Source organism: Mycobacterium sp. TY815 (assembly GCF_030755135.1).
Classification (GTDB): domain Bacteria; phylum Actinomycetota; class Actinomycetes; order Mycobacteriales; family Mycobacteriaceae; genus Mycobacterium.
Map to the genome: position 1 here is coordinate 741969 of NZ_JAUFRX010000001.1, position 19815 is coordinate 761783.

General features: G+C 66.4%; 18 protein-coding genes and 1 pseudogene. 5 read left to right on the forward strand and 14 right to left on the reverse strand.

Going from position 1 to position 19815, the window contains the following annotated elements; genetic code table 11:
- Positions 1-298 precede the first annotated feature (298 nt).
- On the reverse strand, positions 299-1720 hold the full coding sequence (gene pntB, locus QXK92_RS03110; RefSeq protein ID WP_306240205.1) for a Re/Si-specific NAD(P)(+) transhydrogenase subunit beta: 1422 nt from the start codon (positions 1718-1720) through the stop codon (positions 299-301).
- A gap of 29 nt (positions 1721-1749) precedes the next feature.
- The gene (locus QXK92_RS03115; protein ID WP_306240206.1) at positions 1750-3285 is read right to left on the reverse strand and encodes a Re/Si-specific NAD(P)(+) transhydrogenase subunit alpha; all 1536 of its coding nucleotides are present in this window, start codon (positions 3283-3285) and stop codon (positions 1750-1752) included.
- 174 nt (positions 3286-3459) lie between these two features.
- On the opposite strand from QXK92_RS03115, the gene QXK92_RS03120 reads away from it, so the two are divergent.
- Positions 3460-4479: a GTP-binding protein gene (locus QXK92_RS03120; RefSeq protein WP_306240207.1), complete on the forward strand. Its 1020-nt coding sequence runs from the start codon at positions 3460-3462 to the stop codon at positions 4477-4479.
- A gap of 36 nt (positions 4480-4515) precedes the next feature.
- Entirely contained in the window at positions 4516-5343 is an 828-nt protein-coding gene (locus QXK92_RS03125) for an acyl-CoA thioesterase II (protein ID WP_306240208.1), read from the forward strand.
- 16 nt (positions 5344-5359) lie between these two features.
- Here QXK92_RS03125 and QXK92_RS03130 read toward each other — a convergent pair whose 3' ends face one another.
- The 4 genes from QXK92_RS03130 to QXK92_RS03145 form a co-directional block, all read right to left on the reverse strand.
- Complete coding sequence (locus QXK92_RS03130; protein WP_371934532.1) at positions 5360-5794, reverse strand: Hsp20/alpha crystallin family protein; 435 nt, start codon at positions 5792-5794, stop codon at positions 5360-5362.
- A 253-nt stretch (positions 5795-6047) separates the two neighbouring features.
- Positions 6048-6482 (reverse strand): CBS domain-containing protein, encoded by a 435-nt coding sequence (locus QXK92_RS03135; protein WP_306240210.1) that lies wholly within the window; start codon positions 6480-6482, stop codon positions 6048-6050.
- A gap of 112 nt (positions 6483-6594) precedes the next feature.
- Positions 6595-7452, reverse strand: coding sequence for a hypothetical protein (locus QXK92_RS03140; RefSeq protein ID WP_306240212.1), 858 nt, complete (start codon positions 7450-7452; stop codon positions 6595-6597).
- 48 nt (positions 7453-7500) lie between these two features.
- Entirely contained in the window at positions 7501-8361 is an 861-nt protein-coding gene (locus tag QXK92_RS03145) for a hypothetical protein (RefSeq protein WP_306240213.1), read from the reverse strand.
- Positions 8362-8477: 116 nt separating this feature from the next.
- Here QXK92_RS03145 and QXK92_RS03150 point away from each other — a divergent pair, with 116 nt between their 5' ends.
- On the forward strand, positions 8478-8843 hold the full coding sequence (locus QXK92_RS03150) for a hypothetical protein (protein ID WP_306240214.1): 366 nt from the start codon (positions 8478-8480) through the stop codon (positions 8841-8843).
- Here the strand turns inward: QXK92_RS03150 and QXK92_RS03155 are convergent.
- On the reverse strand, positions 8840-9394 hold the full coding sequence (locus QXK92_RS03155; RefSeq protein ID WP_306240215.1) for a nuclear transport factor 2 family protein: 555 nt from the start codon (positions 9392-9394) through the stop codon (positions 8840-8842). The genes QXK92_RS03150 and QXK92_RS03155 overlap by 4 nt on opposite strands.
- A gap of 145 nt (positions 9395-9539) precedes the next feature.
- The gene (locus QXK92_RS03160; protein ID WP_371934286.1) at positions 9540-11108 is read right to left on the reverse strand and encodes a SulP family inorganic anion transporter; all 1569 of its coding nucleotides are present in this window, start codon (positions 11106-11108) and stop codon (positions 9540-9542) included.
- Positions 11109-11624: 516 nt separating this feature from the next.
- Between QXK92_RS03160 and QXK92_RS03165 the strand changes: the two genes are divergently transcribed.
- Positions 11625-11969: a hypothetical protein gene (locus tag QXK92_RS03165; RefSeq protein ID WP_306240216.1), complete on the forward strand. Its 345-nt coding sequence runs from the start codon at positions 11625-11627 to the stop codon at positions 11967-11969.
- 971 nt (positions 11970-12940) lie between these two features.
- Here the strand turns inward: QXK92_RS03165 and QXK92_RS03170 are convergent.
- From QXK92_RS03170 to QXK92_RS03195, 6 genes and pseudogenes are all read right to left on the reverse strand, one after another.
- A complete protein-coding gene (locus QXK92_RS03170) occupies positions 12941-13579 on the reverse strand; it encodes an HNH endonuclease domain-containing protein (RefSeq protein ID WP_306240217.1) in 639 nt (212 codons plus the stop codon).
- Between the two features lie 595 nt (positions 13580-14174).
- Complete coding sequence (locus tag QXK92_RS03175; protein ID WP_306240218.1) at positions 14175-14486, reverse strand: type II toxin-antitoxin system PemK/MazF family toxin; 312 nt, start codon at positions 14484-14486, stop codon at positions 14175-14177.
- Positions 14476-14709, reverse strand: coding sequence for a hypothetical protein (locus tag QXK92_RS03180; protein ID WP_019971094.1), 234 nt, complete (start codon positions 14707-14709; stop codon positions 14476-14478). The genes QXK92_RS03175 and QXK92_RS03180 overlap by 11 nt, the downstream gene beginning before the upstream one ends.
- Positions 14710-14999: 290 nt before the next feature.
- A complete protein-coding gene (locus tag QXK92_RS03185) occupies positions 15000-18302 on the reverse strand; it encodes a PE family protein (protein WP_306240219.1) in 3303 nt (1100 codons plus the stop codon).
- 493 nt (positions 18303-18795) lie between these two features.
- Positions 18796-19038: pseudogene (locus QXK92_RS03190) on the reverse strand (transposase); the annotation flags it as partial.
- Positions 19039-19053: 15 nt separating this feature from the next.
- Positions 19054-19329: a hypothetical protein gene (locus QXK92_RS03195; RefSeq protein ID WP_306240220.1), complete on the reverse strand. Its 276-nt coding sequence runs from the start codon at positions 19327-19329 to the stop codon at positions 19054-19056.
- A gap of 85 nt (positions 19330-19414) precedes the next feature.
- Here QXK92_RS03195 and QXK92_RS03200 point away from each other — a divergent pair, with 85 nt between their 5' ends.
- Positions 19415-19804 carry a hypothetical protein gene (locus tag QXK92_RS03200; protein WP_306240221.1) on the forward strand — a complete coding sequence of 130 codons (390 nt, stop codon included), beginning with the start codon at positions 19415-19417 and terminating at the stop codon, positions 19802-19804.
- The last annotated feature ends 11 nt before the right edge of the window (positions 19805-19815 follow it).

Consider the following 19815-nt stretch of genomic DNA (forward strand, 5'->3'; position numbering starts at 1 on the left):
TTCGAGGCCCCGCATCCGGGCTTTCGGCACACCGGTTCGTCATTACATCGAATACTCACACGGATTGGCCGTCGCTGCAGCGCGACTGCGAATCGTTACGCGAGATGGCCGTGGTGGTCGTGCTCGGTCGGCGAACCGCGACCGCAGCGGCAATCTCGGCGCCGACCGCCGTCGCTGCAGCGCGCGAACTGCGAATTGCTCCGCGAGTTGGCCGTGGTGGTCGTGCTTGGTCGTCGAATCGCGACCGCAGCGGCAATCTCGGCGCCGACCGGCGCCGTCGCCGCAGCGTGGAGCGTGCTTACAGCGCGGCGAGGATCGCCTCTACCCGGTCGCGCGCGTCGCCGAACAGCATCGCGGTGTTCTCCCGGAAGAACAGCGGGTTCTGCACGCCGGCGTAGCCGGAGGCCATCGATCGTTTGAAGACGATGACGTTGTCGGCGTCCCAGACGGTCAGCACCGGCATGCCCGCGATCGGACTGCTGGGGTCCTCGGCGGCAGCCGGGTTGACGGTGTCGTTGGCGCCGATGACGAGCACCACGGCGGTGTCGGAGAAGTCGTCGTTGATCTCGTCCATCTCCAGCACAATGTCGTAGGGCACCTTGGCCTCGGCCAGCAGCACGTTCATGTGGCCGGGCAGGCGTCCCGCGACCGGGTGGATGCCGAACCGGACGTTGACTCCGCGTGCGCGCAGCTTGCGGGTCAGTTCGGCGACGGCGTTCTGGGCCTGGGCGACGGCCATGCCGTACCCCGGGGTGATGATCACCGAGTCGGCCGAGGTCAGCAGCTCCGCAGCGCCCTCAGCGGTGACCTCCCGGTGCTCGCCGTAGTCCTTGTCTTCGGCCGGTCCTGCCTCGATACCGAAGCCGCCGGCGATCACGGAGATGAACGAGCGGTTCATCGCCTTGCACATGATGTAGGACAGGTAGGCACCGGAGGACCCGACCAGGGCACCGGTGATGATCAGCAGGTCGTTGCTCAGCAGGAAGCCCGATGCGGCGGCCGCCCAGCCCGAGTAGCTGTTCAGCATCGACACGACGACGGGCATGTCCCCGCCGCCGATGGACGCGACCAGGTGCCAGCCGAGCAGCAGGGCGAGCGCGGTGACGGCGGCAAGCAGCCAGATCGTCGGGTTGATCACAAACCACACCGTGAGGGCGCCGAAGAGCACCAGCGCGCCGACGTTAAGGAAGTTCTTGCCCGGCAGCATCATCGGCGCCGACTTGATCCGCGCCGAGAGCTTGAGGTTCGCGACGATGGAACCGGTGAACGTCACCGCCCCGATGAACACGCCGATGACCACCTCGGCGGAGTGGATTCCGCCCAGGCCCTCCGCGCGCAGGGTGGCCGCCTCGGCGCCTCCGGGATTGTGCTCGACGAACAGATAACCGTTCCAGCCGACCAGCACGGCGGCCAGACCGACGAAGGAGTGCAGCAGCGCGATCAGTTCGGGCATTCCGGTCATCTCGACCACCCGGGCCCGCCAGAGGCCGATTGCGGCGCCGACCGCGACGGCACCGGCCAGCAGCGCCACCCCCAGCGACTCGATGTGTCCGTTGATCGCCAGTGCGATGGTCGCCGCCAGCGCTACGGCCATGCCGAAAATGCCGAAGGTGTTCCCGGCCCGGGACGTTTCGTGCTTGGACAACCCGGCGAGCGCCAGGATGAACAGCAGGGCCGCGACGACGTATGCCGCTTTGGCGGCGGTTTCTATCGTGAACAAGGGATGATCCTTCGATTAGGTGCGCAGGCTCAGCTGCGGGAGAACATGGCGAGCATGCGTCGCGTCACCGCGAAACCGCCGAAGATGTTGATGCTGGCCAGCAGGATCGCCGCACAGGACACCACCGTGATCGGGAGGTTCTCTTTTCCGATCTGCAGCAGGGCGCCGAGCACGATGATTCCGGAGATCGCATTGGTCACCGACATCAGCGGGGTGTGCAGGGCGTGGTGGACGTGGCCGATCACGTAGTAGCCGATCACGATGGCCAGCGCGAACACCGTGAGATGCACCTGCAGCGCCGCCGGGGAGAGCGCGATCAGCGCGAACAGCACCGCGGCGGCGATGAGTGTGGTCGTCAGCCGTCGCTTGTTGGACATCGGCTGCTTGGCGTGCGACTCCTTGACCGGCGTGGCGGCCGCCGCAACAGCCGGGGCAGCGGACACCTGTACCGGTGGCGGCGGCCAGGTGGATTCGCCGTCCCGGACCACGGTCATGGACCGCTGCACCACGTCGTCGAAGTTCAGGACCAGCTGTCCGTCCTTCTCCGGGGTCATCAGCTTGAGCAGGTTGACCAGGTTGGTGCCGTAGAGCTGGGAAGACTGAGCGGGCAGCCGTCCGGCCAGGTCGGTGTAGCCGATGATGGTTACGTCGTTGTCGGTGACGACGAGCTGGTCCTTGACCGTGCCCTCGACGTTGCCCCCGTTGGCGGCGGCCATGTCGACGATGACGCTGCCGGGGGTCATCGAGGCGACCATGTCCGCGGTGATGATGCGCGGCGCCGGTTTGCCGGGGATCAGCGCGGTGGTGATGATGATGTCGACGTCCTGGCACTGTTCGGCGTACAGCTGCGCCTCGCGGGCCTTGTAGTCGTCGCTCATTTCCTTGGCGTACCCGGTGGCGGAGACCTCGGCTTCACTCTCGTCAACCGAAAGATATTCGCCGCCAAGGGATTTGACCTGATCGGCAACCTCCGGCCGCGGGTCGGTGGCGCGCACGATGGCGCCCAGGCTGCCGGCCGCTCCGATCGCGGACAGGCCCGCCACGCCCGCGCCCACGACGAGCACCTTGGCGGGCGGCACTTTGCCGGCGGCCGTCACCTGGCCGGTGAAGAATCGGCCGAAGGCGTGGGCCGCTTCGACGACAGCGCGGTAACCGGCGATGTTGGCCATCGACGACAGGACGTCCAGCGACTGGGCCCGCGAGATGCGGGGCACGGCGTCCATCGCCAGCACGGTGATCTTGCGGGCGGTCAGCTTCTCGACCAGCTCCGGGTGCAGGCCGGGGGAGATGAGGCTGACCAGGGTCGCGCCGTCGCGCAGCGCGGCGATCTCGTCGTCGTTCGGGGCGTTGACCTTCAAGACGATGTCGGCGGTCCATGCCTGATCCCGAGACCCGATGTCGGCGCCGGCCTCGACGTAAGCGCTGTCCAGGAAGCTCGCGGCGGTACCTGCCTCGGATTCGACGACCACCGAGTAGCCGAGCTTGACGAGCTGCCCGACGGTCTGCGGCGTGGCGGCAACACGCGTCTCACCGGGGAGAGACTCGCGTGGTATTCCGATGATCACTTGCTTGACGTCCGTTCGGTCGGTTGAGCGCCAGGGAGTGCGCGTCTGCGTTCACAAATCGCCGCAAAGCCTACGGCACTCATACCCAAACCTAAGAAAACGGCTAGGACGAACGGCCCGCCAGGCGCTCCGGTTAGCCTTGCCATGACCTGGTGCCGACGTCGGGGGAGAGTGTTGTCAGCGATACCTGTGATCGCGCTCACCGGTCATCTCGGCGCCGGCAAAACGACGCTGCTGAATCATTTGCTGCGCAGTCCCGGCACGCGGATCGGCGTCGTGGTCAACGACTTCGGCGAACTCAACGTCGACGCCGCGCTGGTGGCCGGCCAGGTCGACGAGCCCGCCTCGATCGCCGGAGGATGCATCTGCTGCCTGCCCGACGATGGCGGCCTGGACGAGGCACTGGCCAAGCTCGCCGATCCCGCCCGTCGCCTCGACGCCATCATCGTCGAGGCCAGCGGTCTGGCCGATCCGGTGTCGATCGCGCGGATCATCGGCTTCAGCAAGTTGGCCGGGGTCCGCAGCGGTGGCCTGGTCGACGTTGTCGACGCTGTCAACCACTTTGACACCGTCGACCGTGGCGAACTGCCCCCGGTGCGCTACGGCGTGGCTTCGCTGATCGTGGTCAACAAGCTGGACCAGGTTCCTGAGGGGGACCGGCCGGCGGTGCTGGAGCGGATCAATGAGCGGGTAGCGCAACGCAACCCGCGCGTTCAGGTGGTGGGCACCACGGGAGGGCGAATCGACCCGGCACTGCTGTTCGACCCGCTGGAATCGTCCGAAGACGCGGGGCAACTGTCGTTCCGGGAGTTGTTACTGGACGCGGAAAGCGACCAGGAACACGACCACGTCCACGCCGATTCCGTCACTGTCACCGGTGCCGGCTGTATCGACCTCGATGCCCTGCTCGACCTGCTGGAACAGCCGCCGTCCGGGGTGTTCCGGCTCAAGGGTGTGGTGGCGGTCCGCCATGGGCGGTCGGTTCGCAGCTATGTCGTCAACCTGGTCGGCAGCGCGGTCCACATTGCGAAGGCACCGCCCCGCGCAGTCGCGAACTGCTTGGTGGCGATCGGGATGCATCTCGCGGTTCCCGCCGTGCGTGCGGAACTGAGCCGAGCGCTGCAACCCGTCAGCGCCCCGGCGTCGGCGGTGGCGCTGCGGCGGCTGCAGCGCTACCGGCGACTCAGCTGCTGAGCGCGGCCGGGTAGCGATCGGGCAAGATACGTTTCGATGTCATCCTCGCTCGGCGACGTGCTTGCCACCCTGGACCTGACCCGTGTCGAGCCCTGGCTCTTCACCGGTCGGCAGCTGCCGGCGCCGGGCCACCACATCCTGGGTGGGCATATCGCGGCCCAGGCGTTGCTGGCGGCCAGCCATACCGCGCCCGATCGCGCCCCGCACAGTGTGCACACGTATTTCCTCCGGTCCGGAGACGCTCGCCGGCCGGTGGACTTCGAAGTGGTGAATCTGCAAGAGGGACGGACGTTTTCCGCGCGGCGCGTCACCGCGCGTCAGTACGACAGGATCCTGATGGAGGCGATGTCGTCGTTCAAGGTGGCCGATCCCGCCTCCGCGGAGGTCGTCTATCAACCGCCGTGCCCGCAGGCGCCCGCACCGGAGACGTTGCCTTGGGTGGCACCGCATCTCGCGGAGTCCGACGAGAACACCCAGGGGCGCTACGCAAGCCTGCGCTGGTTCGAACGCCGCGTCATCGACAGCGAGAGTGCGCCTCCCGCACGATCGGCGATGTGGTGGCGGCCGGACGGTGAGGTGCCCGACGATCCAGTGCTGACCGCGAGCCTGGTGGCCTACCTGTCGGCGGTGACGTTGACCGAGCCGGCGTTCGCCGCGTACGGCGGAGTCGGCGAATCGTCGCAGCGCGACCATTCGATGTGGTTTCACTCGCCTGCGGACTTGTCGGATTGGCTTCTCTTTCAACGGTCTTCGCCCAGCAGCGCCGACTCGCTCGCCCGGGCTAGCGGCACGATGTTCAACCGCAACGGTGCGTTGGTGTGCACCGTGCTACAGGAGATGTACTTTTCGCCGCGCCGGGCCTGATCGAAGCGGACCCGGCTCAGCCGGCGGTGTGCACCGCTATGTGCTTCTCACCCGCCGCTGGCTGTTCAGGAACCCCTACCGAGACGGTCAAGATGCCTTTGTCGTAGGTGGCGTTGATGTCGTCCTCGTCGGCTCCCGCCGGCAGGCTGACCGAGCGGGCGAACGAGCCGTAGGAGAACTCTGACCTGCCTTTGCTTTCTTTACGCTCGGTGCGTTCTGCCTTGATCGTCAACCGACCGTCGCGCACGGTGATGTCGACGTCCTTGTCCGGATCGATGCCCGGGATTTCAGCGCGCAGCGTGTAGCGGCCGTCTTCCATGTCGTCTTCGAGCTTGATCAGGTTGCCAGGATGCATAGCGGTCAGTGACGACGGGAAACCGGTGAGTAGGCCGGACCAAAAATCCGGAAGCCACCCTCGAGACTGCTGGCGGACGGGGAGATCATTCATGATGTCCCTCCTTTGGGGTAACAGGACTTGCCTGTTCGATTTTCGAGCGTGCGCGGTTGGAGCAATAGGGACCGAAGTCCCTTTCGCGGGCGGATATTCTCGCGAGTCAGGCAAGGGTGGCATCTCTTGATGAAGCCTTCGGCGACAACAGATTTCGTTTTTCGGCGCAGCGTCTTCGCCCGGTGGCTCGACGGCGACCGGAGGGTCGAAGGGTAGGACGTCCTCAGTGCTCGATGTCGGGGGCGGTTCAGGCCGATCAGTGGCTGGTGAGGGCCTTGGGGGAGCAGATGGCCTTCACGAAGTGCGCAATTTCGTGCTCGTTCAGATGGCGGGCGATGTCGGCTTCGCTGATGATGCCCACCAGGCGGTGATCTTCGATCACGGGCAGGCGGCGCACTTGGTGCTCTTCCATCATGTTCAGCATTTCTTGAATATCGGCGTCGCCGTTGACGTGGTAGGTGCTGCCTTGCGCCAGTTCGCCGACCGTTGCGGTCGACGGATCCGTGCCGGCTGCAAGACATTTGACGACGATGTCTCGATCGGTGATCATTCCGTGGAGCCGGTCGTCGTCTCCGCAGATCGGCAGTGCGCCGACGCCCAGGTCCCGCATGTGTTGCGCTGCGGCGGTGAGGGTTTCGTGTTCGCCTACACAGGCGGCACCGGCATGCATGATGTCGCGAGCTGTGGTCATGATTGTTCTACTCCTAATGCAATGGATAAATTCCGCCTTCAAAGGTAGGCCGATCCCGGATGGGCCTTCTAGGGTCGTTGGGCCCTACGTAACCGGTTTTCGGGGCGACCGGTCAGGGCAGAATCGCCACCTCAGCGGGGAGATGCTTGATCCTGTTCATGAAGCGAGTCAACTCATCTCGTGTCAGCTCGTCGCCGGCGAGAACAAGTTCGACCCTGGGTACTGCGCCGGCCGCGCTCACCCTCACGTCTGTGACCGGGCGGAACCCTTGGGCGACCGCGACCACTTCGTTGGCGGTCTCGGTGAAGTCGACCGTGTTGCATCCCGACGCTGGGACCACTCTGCCTTCGAGGTGTGAGTCAGCGAGCAGGGCCGGCCATTTCAGAATCTCAGCCCCCGCCGCGAGGAACTCGGTGCACCACACCTCGCCCACCCGGCCAGACCAGCCGGGGAGCAACGGAACGGTCGGCGAATTGTCCAGTGCGACAATAATCAAGGGTCCGAGCACTTCGCCGAATGCTGCGGCGTACTGGGACGCGCGATCCGCGTTTTCGGCAGTCGCAATCCATGGCTCGAAGACACTCGCCAGGTCTTGCTTCCCGGCGCGTTGAACCGCAAGGTGTTGCCCGACAGCAAGTGGTGCCACCGGTCGGCTCGCAACTCCGCAACGTTCGAGGGTCTTCGTGCCCTCGTCTGTGGTCCGCCGGGCTTCCACGTCGCGGAGGTCGAGTTGGCATGACGCCACTCGTCGATAGTCGGACGCCACCTGCTCCAAGAACAGCTGTGCTGTCATCGCTGGGCTGGCCCGCTCGTCCGTCGAAGTGCTTGAGGGCAGCAGCGGACGCGAGAAGCGATCGACACGGTCAAACTGGCCGTCCCAGGCCAGCGACGCCGCTGACACCACGCGGACCATTTCCGACTCTCGCGGGTCCCGCGTCGACGGCGGATGCCTCACGATGCCGGCACGCAACCTGCGTACCTCGTCTTCGAGTGTCCGTGGCGGGTTGTCCGGCGTCATTCAGAGTCCCAGGATCGTTGCTACCGCAGCGGCCAGGTCCGGAAGGCCCGCTCTGAGGAAATCGAGTTGATCTTGATCGCGTTGATCCACCTTGTCGGTCAACGCATCTGAGGCGACGCGAAGGACCAGGACGCGCTCACACAATCCCAGCGCACGCATCGTCGACGCGATACCGAAGGACTCCATGTCGACGAGTACCGGCGTGTTCGCGATCTGCGAATGGAGGGCAAGGGCCAGCGAGTAAGACCAATTCTCCTTGGCGTAGACGGGACCGCCCGATGGCGACTCCAATGGCGCCGGTGCGACACCCGGCGAAATCTTGATCACCTTGTCGGTGGCGAGAACATGGGCGTCGGGAACCTCCAACCCCCAGACGGAACCCGGTGCGCCTGCCGCCCCGGCGCGCAGTTCGATTGCCTCGAGTGGAGCTTGCTCGCTGGGTTGGGTGCGAACTATCCACTTGTTCTGCAGCTGAACCACTTCGCCGTCCGGGGTAGCGGCCACCACTCCCAAGGACAGGTAGGAAACCCTCTCGGCCCGGAATACCTTGCCGACCAGCTCGGGATCGACCGTCCCGCAGCAGCCGTAGAAGACGTAGTAGTCGGCCCGGTTCTCGCGGGTCGACCGGCTCAGGGCGGCCGCGGCCACGACATTGCCCTGGGCGCTCAAGGCATGGTGCTCGAGCCGTGCCGTGCGGCCGTCGGACAAGTGGCCTTCCCATGCCTCGTCACCCGGTTTCGTCTGCGCCCATACCGTTGTTCCGAACGCCGGCAAATCGACGCAGAGGCGTGTGAGCAACTCCGTCACTGCCGTCGCTTCGTTTCTGGTGAAGGTGAATATCGCCACCGTCACGTCCGCCACGGCGTCATCGTAAACCCACGAGAACGGGTGTTCACCGGTGAACTTCTGGGTTTAACCTAGAGCGAGCACGCGGCTCAATGCCTACCGATAGCGGTCTGAAAAAGGGGCACGTCGAAATGATGATCCCAGTCAAATTCGCATCAACCGCACTACTGACCGCGTGCGCACTGTCCCTGGCGCCGCTGGCTCACGGCGACATCATCAGGGTGCCCATCCCTGAATTGCCCTGCGATCTGCCGATCTCGAGTGCCTTCATCATCTGGCAGCACGGGCCCGGGGTGCCCGATCGCTCCGTTTTCGCCAACCAGTCCGACGTGTACAACTGTCGGCCGACGCTCGACACCTGGCGCGCCGGCCAGCCGACCGGCCCCGGGTACTGCTCCAAGATCGCCTGGTCTTCGGACAATCCCGGTTACGTCCCTGGGGTGACACCCGCCGCTCCGTTGAAGAAGGTCATCGACCAGGTGGGCGACTGCCCCTAATCGGAAGCGGTCGTCCCGATCAGGCTGAAGAACGTGTGCGACGGGTCATCTGGACCCGGGCTACCCGTGGGTGTATCGCGGGTCATGGGATGAGCGAAGGATCCTGAAATCGACGGGTCGTTCACCTGGACCCAGTCAGTCACGATTTGTCGCTCCAGTATTTTCCAGACACCGAGCCGCTTTTCGTACTTGTCCAGATAGCGGCCGCCGATCACCACGTCGGTAACGCCGTTGCCGGTACCGATGGTGTGCGTTGCGATGCTATAGATCTCACCCTCGGCGTAGCTTCCGCTGACGGCGAAGTTCTTCGTGGTGATGTGATGCTGCATCGACCGAATGAATCTGCGGGAGTCCGCGAGTGTCTGGATGAAAACGGCTACCGGGCCCGAGGAAAACGCGCCGTGTTCGTCGTGGGCATCGTGATGATAGAGACTTCGCAGCGTCTCCAGATCGCCGCGGTCGACTGCGCGGCAGTACCCGTGCACAAGCTTATTCAGAGCGTACTCGTCGAGGATCGCGGCGAGGGCCTCTTCAGATGACGGCATCGACATGAGTCGAAGGTAGCCGAACGGATGCAGCTCGCGAATACGACGGCGGCGCAGTCAATTGCGTCACGACGACGGAACGAGTGGGGAAGGCTGCTCGGGGCCGCCGAAGGGAATGTGCGCGAACACGGCGGTGCGACAGAGGTATTCGTCAACCGTCTCGTGATGGTGCAGACGAGTCGGGTTTCTCCTCTTCGGTGAGGTCGCCCATCGTCTCGCGCGCGCGGCGGCCAGTATGGACGCCACCCTCGATATGAACGGTTCCGCCTGTCGCCTGATGTCGACTCTGCCAGTCGCTTATCGCCTGATGTGCCGCATGGTCGAGGTAAATGACCGACATAGTGACCGTCACGGTCGTGCCCTCCGGGATGGAGGCCAATACCTCGGTGAGTCGGGGCAGGGACAGGAACGTGCACGCGCCCTCGACATCGACGTGCCACTCGTCGCCGTTGTCATCGGCGTGAATCCTGAACCACATCACCCGCCACGCCGTCAGCACGATGGCCAGGGCGAGCCCGATCAGCACGCCCTGCATGAGATTGAGGAATACGACGCCGACCACCGTCACCACATAAACGGCCAGGTCTCCGTTGCGCATCGCGTTTTCGATGTGGGCGGGCTGCAGCAGCCTGATACCGACGAAAACGAGGAGTCCGGCCAGGGCGGCGGACGGGATCTGCTGAATCAGGCCAGAGAAGAACAATGTGAAAACGAGGATCCACACGCTATGCATGATCGTGGCGGCACGGGTACGGGCACCGGCCTGCACATTGGCGGAGCTGCGCACGATCGCAGCGGCGACGGGGAGCCCGCCGAACATTCCAGACGTCATGTTCGCGACACCCTGTCCCGCCAACTCGCGATTGAAGTTGGTGGGTTTGCCGTGATGCATCCTGTCGATGGCGACCGCGCCCAGCAGGCTCTCGACGCTGGCGATGAAGGCAACCGTCACGATGCTCGTCGCGACGGCTCCCCAGTTTCCCTGGGGCAGGGCCGGCAACTCGACCGCGTCGAGCGGGGAGCCCGTCAGCTTGATGCGGTCCAGCTCGAAAGGAAACATCAGCGAGATAGAGGTAGCCACCACGATGGCGACGAGCGGACCGGGAATCGCGGCGACCTTGGCCGGTGCCCAGCGCCAGGCAACCATGATGGCGATGACCAGGACGCCCAGGAAGACGCCCGGGCGTTCCGCGTCGGCAATCTGTGCCGGCAGCTGAACAATGTTCTCCCAGGCTTTGCTATGCGACTCTCCGCCCAGTAATACATGCGTTTGCTGGAGCGCGATCGTGATGCCGATTCCGGCCAGCATCGCGTGCACGACGACCGGTGAAATGACCAGTACCGCTCGGGCGATCCTGCTGAGTCCAAGGATGAGCTGCAGTGCTCCCGCGGCCACGGTGAACAAGCACGTCACGCGCCAGCCAAACTGGGAAACGAGACCGGCGGTCACAACCATCATGCCGTTGGCCGGACCACTGACCGCCAGTGGAGCGCCGCCGATGGCTCCGACAACGAGACCTCCGACGACGGCCGAGATCAGGCCAGCGAGCACAGGCGCGCCCGACGCGATCGCGATGCCGACCGAGAGTGGCAGTGCGATCAGAAAAACCACCAGCGAGGCCGGCAGGTCATGCCGCAACACCGACCGCACTCGGTCGCTCCGCGACGGCTGCGACTCATCGCCAATGGTTTGATCGCCACGCGGTTCGATGTTCTGAATTGGTCGCTCCTTTGCTCCGTCGTTCCTCCGTTCGCAATGCTCGGCTGAGGAGAACTCGGTATCGCAACCACCGTTGTGCTGATTGCGCCCACGCAACCCGTTTGCGCACACACACAAACCAAGCGGACGTCGCTGGCCGCATACCTATTCGGCGAGGGGAGCGCTTGGTTAGTAGCCAGAATCATATGAGCGAGGCAGGTCGTCAAGCAGTCAAGCCAGGCACATGACATACGCAAATGTTTTGGCGCAGTGCGGGATGGCTGCACGAGCCGGCCGTGGCCGTCGGCGACACCCAGCCTGATCGGCAAGCAACTTCGGGTGACGCTCGAAACATCCTGCGCTGCAGATTAATTCGTCACAGTGACGTATTGCGGCAGTTGCGGGCTGTCGCTGCGTTGCGGCTCCTGCCCAGGTAAACGGGAAGCGGACGCCGTCGGCTGGCGCGGTCCGCCAACGCCGCCGTCTCCAGCTTCTTCGCGGCGCGCGGGGGTTCCGGCGGAGCCGGCGGAGCCGGCGGTGATGCCGGACTGCTGTTCGGCACCGGCGGTGGCGGCGGCGCCGGTGCTCGCGGCGGAGTCAACGGCGCCATCCCGGGCGGGTTCGGTGGCGCCGGCGGTTCCGGCGGCAACGGCGGCTGGCTGGTCGGCAATGGAGGCACCGGCGGGACCGGCGGCGCCGGCGCCGACGGCACCTACGGCGGGACCGGTGGGGCCGGCGGGGCCGGCGGGAACGGTGGAATCACCACCGGCGACGGTGGTGGCGGTGGTGACGGTGGCACCGGAGGCGCCAGCAGCTACGGTGGCCCCGGCTTCTCCGGAGGCAACGGCGGCAATGGCGGCAACGGCGGCAACGCGGTGCTGATCGGCAACCGCGGCAGCGGCGGCACCGGCGGCACCGGTGGCTTAGGAAGCGGGTCCAGTAACAACGGCATCACCGGACTAGCCGGGGTAAGCGGCAACCGCGGCTCGCTCTAAGGCAGCCCCGGAGCGGCATAACTCAGGATCGATGTGCAACGACCGTACCGGCTATATCGGCGGCCCGGACCCGGTCCGGGGCTCCTGTCACCGCCATTCGTCACAGTGACGTTTTGATGCGGCCGACGCGGGCTGGCTCGGGTTTGGCGCGTGGGTGTGTGTGGGCAACCGGACCGGTCCCGACCTGCCAACCGCCAACTGAGGCCCTGTGCGTCAATCCGTCGTGGCTCTGACTTACTCACTCGTCGACCTGCGAACCGACAAACACGGTGCGCTCGATCATCAACGCGGCGTGCGCTCGGAAGCCCTGATCAATGCGAAGGTGGGTGTGCGACTGGTGCGTCCACAGTCCCGTTGCTCGGGTCCTGCGTAGGCGGCGTTTTGCCGATAAGCGACATTATGTCAGGTTAAGTACGCCATGTTCATCTGACCGTCGTGTTCTGGATTGGTTTGCAGCGAGTTGCCCTCTAGTGCAATGTGATTCGCGGCCTGCAACCAGCGTCGCCGCAGAGCGCATCCTTGATTCATCTGATGCATCAGCAAGGATTCTGTGAGCACGCAGCCGGACGATCGGGCGCAGTCGCCACAGCCGGGTTGCCGGGTCGAGCGGTTCGACGGTGCTCCTACTCTCCCGCCGGGGGATAAACGAACCCGCACGTGTGCTTCACACTTCGAGCTTGGCGGAACCTGTCAACCTGAATGAGGCATGACATGCGGGCTGTTCAACTTCGCGGTGGCTTGGGTTTTGCGGCGGAACCGCTGCTGAAACGTGGCGTGGTCCGAGTAGTGAGCGGGCGGGGGTCTTGGTGGCTACGACGCGGTCGGTCACCGTGTCGTGCGCCCTCCATACCTCGCCCATCAGTTTTCGGCTTCCGTCGACAAGGCTATCTGCCTGCGCTCTGCTAGCACCGCTTTCGTCGCAGCCAGCCATCGGCGGATGTAATCGTTGGCACCGATTTCCGGGTTGCGGTCGACGTAGCGAACGAACCATCCGGTTAGGCCGTCCCATTCGGTGCAGTCACCACAAGGTGTCAGCAGCGTCCAGTTCAGCTCCTCTAAGGTCCAATGCGCCTTTGCGGAGTTCCGCAGCATCGACGTCGTCACCCAGTTCGTGTCGTTATCGTCGCCACGTCGCGAGACCGGGACAACGTGGTCAATCGAGGGAAAGAGCTCCCAGAAGGCAATATGGGTTTGAGACATCGCCCAGTTCGGATGGGCAGGAAAATCGTCTGGCAGAGCGAGCGAAAGCGCCCGAAGTGCACCCGGGTGAACCAGCCGGGCGCCGGAATAGCGGTCGGTGAAGCCGTCTCGGAAAAATATCCGAAGGCACTGCCGCTCGCTGTATCGACGATTCACTTTGTCGACAGCAACGAATGGATACTCTGCCCGAAGAATTTCGCGACCCGCTGCGAGAGAGTCGCCTTCTAGGGCCGCGCAAACGCGCTCGAGAATTGTGGCCTTGTCCACTGTTCCCCCGTCGTACACCTTGATGGTCACCCTGCAACATACCGCCGCGCCGGACCCGGTTGGTGGTCCCCCGGAATCGACCGCTTTGCTGTACTCGCTGCTGTACGACGGTCTACGTGTTGCGGATCTGCAGCTTGTTCCGGTACCGGCAACCCAACGAGGCCGACTCAGCTGAGTCCAACGTTCTGGGACAACTGTGCCCCATCAGCGTGGCCCGCAAAGTCGTGGAGCCCAGCAACAGGTGCGTCCGGGGCGCGCGCCGACACTCTGCTGGCCGCGATGCCCGGACATCTAGTTTTGCTCGATGCCGAGGTGTCCGCAACGTGCAGGCCGCGTGGAATACGGCGGGTTACCAGTAAACCACTGCATATTGCATCAGATGAATCATCGCTCACCCCCCCGTTTTGCCCGTCACTCTTCCAGTCGTTTTCCTCTGTGGCGCAGGGCTTTTCGCTTGTCGGCGCTGCCTCTTGGAGTTGAAACTCAGCTATGCCGGCGAGCTCACTCCGAGTATGAGAAAAGGCGGGGCCGTCGGCAGTCTGACCGATCAGCTTGGGGCAGGCCTCGATTCGATCGAATCCGGCTTTGGGGCCAGTACTACCCGAGTATCGAGGCTGTCCGATGCTCATAGATCGAGGACGATGCGCAGTGCCGCATCAACGCGGCGCATCTCATCGAAGCTTAGGAACCCGACGCTCTTGCCGAGTCGGCTCGGGTCGACTGCGGCGGCCTGTTCGGCAAGCACGCGGGTGTTCACGCCGCCGATTTCAACTTCGGGACGAAAGCTGGCGGTACGAGCCGACGTGGACGTTGGTGCAACCAGCCACGTCGACAGGGGTAGTTGATCTGATTGAACTACTACGGCGTAGCGGGAACCGGACTGCTCGTGACCGCGGCTCCCCCGCCCGGCACGCAACTGAAAGACCTCACCACGCACGCAACGTCTCCATGTCGCGCAGCACCTGCATGGCCTCAGCGCGGTCGGACTCGTCTTCAGCAAGCCTTTCCGCCTCGGCACGAATCGCCGCGCCAGCCTTCCGTCGTGCGGCATCGATAAGAGCAGACCGAACGGCTACGGATACGGCGGTTCCATCTTTGGTCAAGACCTCCAGCGCCTTCGATGTGTCTTCGTCGGGCCTGAAGGTGATTGTGTCAGCCATTGCAACAGTGTATTACGTTTTGTAAGACGGCCGCTGGATCCGCATGAGCGATTTTTCGCCCAGCAGCGTTAACTCCAGCGGCCTCCGGTCCTGCCCAGCGTTCGCATCGGCGCTCTCAGGTGGAATACGACGGAATCGAATATGGCGGGTTACCAGTAAACGTCGCCGTTTTCATCTGATAAATCACGGCCTTCCGTGTCTGCGGACCTACCATCTGCCATCGCGAAGGCGAGATGTACCGCCGCGGCCAATGCGCCCACTTGGTCAGTTCGGCCAGATCCGGAGGTCTGCTAGGACACGGTGCCGTTTGTGCCGGGGGAGCCGGGTGAGCCGCCGGGGCCACCGGAGCCCGCTGTCCCGCCGGTGCCGCCGGTGCCGTTGGCCAACGTCACCGGGTCGGCGTTGCCGCCGTTGCCGCCGTTACCTCCGTTGGCTGATGTGGCGGAGCCGTTGGCGCCGGTGCCGCCGTTGCCGCCGGTGGCGAATGTGGTTGCGCTGATAGCGGTCGCGAGACCACCGCCGCCGCCGTTCCCGCCGGTGGTGCCGCCGGCTCCGTTGCCGCCGGCTCCGCCGGTGGCAGTAGCTGTGGAGCCGACGTTAAGCAGGTCAACGGTCGCGCTGCCGCCGGCGCCGCCGCTGCCGCCGGGGCCGGTGATACCGCCGCTGGCGCCATCGCCGCCCGCGCCGCCGATGGCGTTTCCGGTCCTAAACGCGGACGCATTACCGCCGTTGCCGCCGGACCCGCCGCCGGCGGCACCGGTGCCGCCGGACCCGCCGGCGCCGCCGGTGGCATTTCCGGACAAGCGGGTCTCCGCGTTACCGCCGGTGCCGCCGGTGCCACCGGCCCCGGTGGTGCCGGTGCCGCCGGTGCCGCCGGTGCCGCCGGTGGCGCCACCAGTCGAAAAAGGGCCGATTACTTGGCCGCCGTTGCCCCCGTTCCCGCCGCTACTGCCGGTGCCGCCCGGGCCGCCGGCGCCGCCCACAACGGTCATCGTCGTGCCGCTGTCAGCGGCAAACACAGCGCCGCCGGTCCCGCCGGTCCCGCCAGCGCCGGTGGTGCCGGTGCCGCCCGCTCCGCCGACGCCGGCGGTTAAGCCTCCGGTTCCACGATTGATGACAGTACCGCCGGCGCCGCCGGCCCCGCCGCTGGTGCCGGCGCCGCCGGCGCCGCCGGCGCCGCTAGTAGCGGTAGCCGAAGAGGCGACGCTGTTAATAGACGCGATGCCTCCCATACCACCGGCCCCACCGGCGCCGGTGGTGCCGGTGCCGCCCGCTCCGCCGGCCCCGGCGGTGACGTTTCCGGTTCCACTGGTAACCGCCTCACCGCCGGCTCCGCCGGCCCCGCCGCTGGCGCCGTTGCCGCCGGCTCCGCCGGCCCCGCCAGTAACGGTAGCCGTAGAGGCGACGCTGCCAATAGACGCGATGCCTCCCTTACCACCGGCCCCACCGGCGCCGGTGGTGCCGGTGCCGCCCGCTCCGCCGGCCCCGGAGGTGACGTTTCCGGTTCCATTGGTAACCGCCGCACCGCCGGCTCCGCCGGCCCCGCCGCTGGCGCCGTTGCCGCCGGCCCCGCCGCCCCCGCCGGTGAGGGTGGCCGCAGAGCCGTTGGTGATATTCACCTGACCGCCCTGGCCGCCGTTCCCGCCGACGCCGGTGGTGCCGCCGGTGCCGCCGCCGTCACCGCCGTTGCCGCCGACGCCGCCGTTGCCGCCGGTCAGGGCGGTGACGGGATTCAGGCCGCCGCCGCCGTTGCCGCCCTTGGCGCCGGCGCCGCCGGCGGCGTCGGTGCCCGCGATGCCTGTGGTGCCGCCGGCGCCGCCGTTGCCGCCGTTGCCGCCGGCCCCACCGTTACCGGCTACGGTCGTGCTGCTGCCGCCGTTACCGGCATTGCCGCCGGCACCGCCCAGGGCGCCGTTGCCGCTGGTGCCCACGGCTCCGCCGGTGCCGGCGTTGCCGCCTGTGCCGCCGGAGCCGCCATCGCCGCCGTTGCCGCCGGCGAGGCCGCTGGCTGGGGCCGCATCAGCACCCGCCCCGCCGGACCCGCCCGCCCCGGCGTGACCACCGTCGCCCGCCGTGGCACCCAGGCCGGAGTTGCCGCCCGCCCCGCCGTTACCGCCCTGGCCGCCGTGACCGCCGGGGTTGCCGGAGTTCGGGTCGCCGGTGAACGCGTCAAAGCCCGCACCACCCGCCGCGCCGTTGCCACCCTTGCCGCCGTTGCCGGCCAATCCCGCGGTGGCGGCGTTTCCGCCGCTGCCGGCCAGCCCGATGGTGCCGCTGTTGCCGCCGGCACCGCCGTGACCGCCGGCGCCGCCGTTGATGTCGCCGGCGGTGCCCGCGGCCCCCACCGCGCCATCTCCGCCGTTGCCGCCCGCGCCGGCGTTGCCGCCGTTGCCCGCGGTGCCACCAGCACCGGAGTTGCCGCCCGCTCCGCCGTTACCGCCCTGGCCGCCCTGGCCGCCGGCGGTGCCGGGAAGGCTTGCTGGTAGGGCGGTCGCCGCGTTGAAGCCCGCGCCGCCCTGACCACCGGCACCGCCGTTGCCGCCGTCACCGAAACTGCCCGTCGCACCGTGGGACCCGAAGAGGCCGCCGTTGCCGCCGGCGCCGCCGGCACCGGCACTACCGCCCAGCCCGCCGCCACCACCGGCACCGCCGTCCATGAAAGTGCTGTTGCCGGCACCCCCGTTGCCGCCGCCGCCACCAATTCCGCCGTCACCACCGACACCACCGGCCCCACCCCTGCTGAACAGTCCGATACCGCCGCCGCCGGCACCACCGGCCCCGCCGATACCGCCCGCGGTACCGGCCACACCGGTCGCCCCCGCGCCAACCGCGCTAGAGGCGGCACTGGCACCGGCACCACCGTGCCCACCGACCCCGCCGGCCCCGCCGGCATAGCACAACAGGGCCCTGCTGAGGCCGCCTGCGCCGCCGACCCCACCGGCACCGCCAGCCTGAGTCGACGTGCCCGCCCCGCCGGCACCGCCCACACCACCGGCACCACCGAAACCACCGAGCAATCCACCAGCCCCGCCCTGACCACCAGTTCCGCCAGCCACCCCCAAGCCGCCGCTCCCACCGGCCCCGCCGGCGCCGCCGTTGCCGAACAGTCCGGCCTCACCACCAGCACCGCCGGCCTTGCCTGCCGCTCCGGAACCGCCGTTGCCGCCATTGCCGAACAGGATTCCACCCGCGCCGCCGGCCTGGCCGGTGCCGGCTGCGCCGTTGCTGCCGTCGCCGATCAGTGGACGCCCGAACAAAATGTTGGTGGGCGCATTGATCAGGTCCAGCACGGGCTGCAGCGGCGATGCGGCTGCAGCCTCTGCGGCGGCGTATGCACCGCCGCCGGTGCTCAATGCCTGCACGAATTGGGCATGGAAGGCGGCGGCCTGCGCACCGATCGTCTGGTACTCCTGACCGAAGGTGCCAAACAACCTCGCGACGGCCGCCGACACTTCGTCACCGCCTGCGGTCAAGATGTCCGTCGTCGAAGCTGCCGCTGCGGCGTTCGCCGTACTGATCGCCGTTCCGAGACCGGTCAAATCCTGCGACGCGGCGGCGACAGCCCCAGGGGTAACGAAGACAATCGAGGTCAACTTTGACTCCTAATTAGCCGATTACTAACTAAGGGCTTAACTGTAGGTGTTCAGAACACTGCCGCAACCACTTCAGCAATTCTTGTGCCGAATTGCGCAATGGCATCACGTGCGTTCAATGAATAAACAATTCTCGCTCGATGTCGTTCAGATCGACACGAGGACAACGTTTGTCACCACAATCGGTCAGGTGCTTTCGCGGCTACCCGGCGCCACATAGCCTACCTGCTCGTTGTAAAGAAATTGACGCGCCCGTTGAATTATGTGCAATCCCTTGTTGTCGAATCGACCCCGGATGACGAAGTTGGTCATTAGCCTTGAAATTTCACTTGGGTGCGCGTGCTCCCGGGGCGTGGGCCGGTGAGGTTCGTTGATCTTGATTTCGGGGCCCCGGGCAAGGCGGCGGCGCCGCGTGTCGTGCAGTGACGCCGGGTTCCACGGGCCCGGTGGTGTTTTGCTCCTTCCTACGGTGGTTGGGACAGTGGCTTGCTGGTCAGGGGATGGCCAGGGCGCGGTTGAGCGCGTCGGCGAATTCCTGTGCCCAAGGCCAGGTTTGGCAGACACGGAGGATCACGTAGCCGGAGTGGCTGATCAGGCGGACAGCGGTGTGCAGCAGCCGATGCCGCAGCGTGGCGGGTTCGGCGTTGGTCACCGGCCCGTCGAGCAGGAGCAACCTCATCCAGCACAGCAGGTCGATGGCCAGGGCGGCGGCGGTGATCCAGGCGGTATTGATGGCGAACGAGGATGAGGGCTAGCGGCCCAGTCCGGTGTCCTTGCCGCAGCGGATGAATCCCTCCGCGCGGGCGTGCACCCGGTCCCCGTAGCAGGTGGGCGCGGGCGGGATCGCACCGTGGCGGGCCGCGATCGCCTCCCACACCTTCGGCCGGATTCGGTTGCGCACCCCGGTGATTGCGGCGATGTCGGACGCGCCGATCTCGTTCAACGACCGCCACACCGTGGGGATCGACGTCACCGGCCCGAACAGCCGCGGCTGCTCGCCCAGCACAACGACATCGCTCAGGTGCACTCCCTCGGGTGATCACTGAACGTCGCCAACGTCGATTCTCGTTGACGCAGGCGAGGCGTAGCATTGTGCTACAGGAGGTGCGGACATGGCGAACCTCGCCGACCGAGTTACCAGGGTTGCTGCTGACCTTATGGACAGCGCCGCTGCCGAAGGGGCTCGCCAGAGTCGATCGGCCAAGCAGCAACTTGATCATTGGGCTCGGGTGGGTCGGGCGGTGTCGAGCCACCAGACGGCGTCGCGTCGCCGTGTCGAGGCCGCGCTAGCCGGCGATCTGGACCTCAGCCACCTGTCCGAAGATGAGGGGCTGGTCTTCAACGCCGAGATCTCGGCCGCGATCGAGGAAGCCTTGGCCGGCGCCCATTACGGTGACCTGCTGGCCGCGCGGGGCATCACAACAGTGGCGCTCAACGACGACGGCGAGATCGTCGAGTACCGGCCCGACGGCACGACCTCGGTGGTCGACGTCGACGGATGAGCGATCGCTTC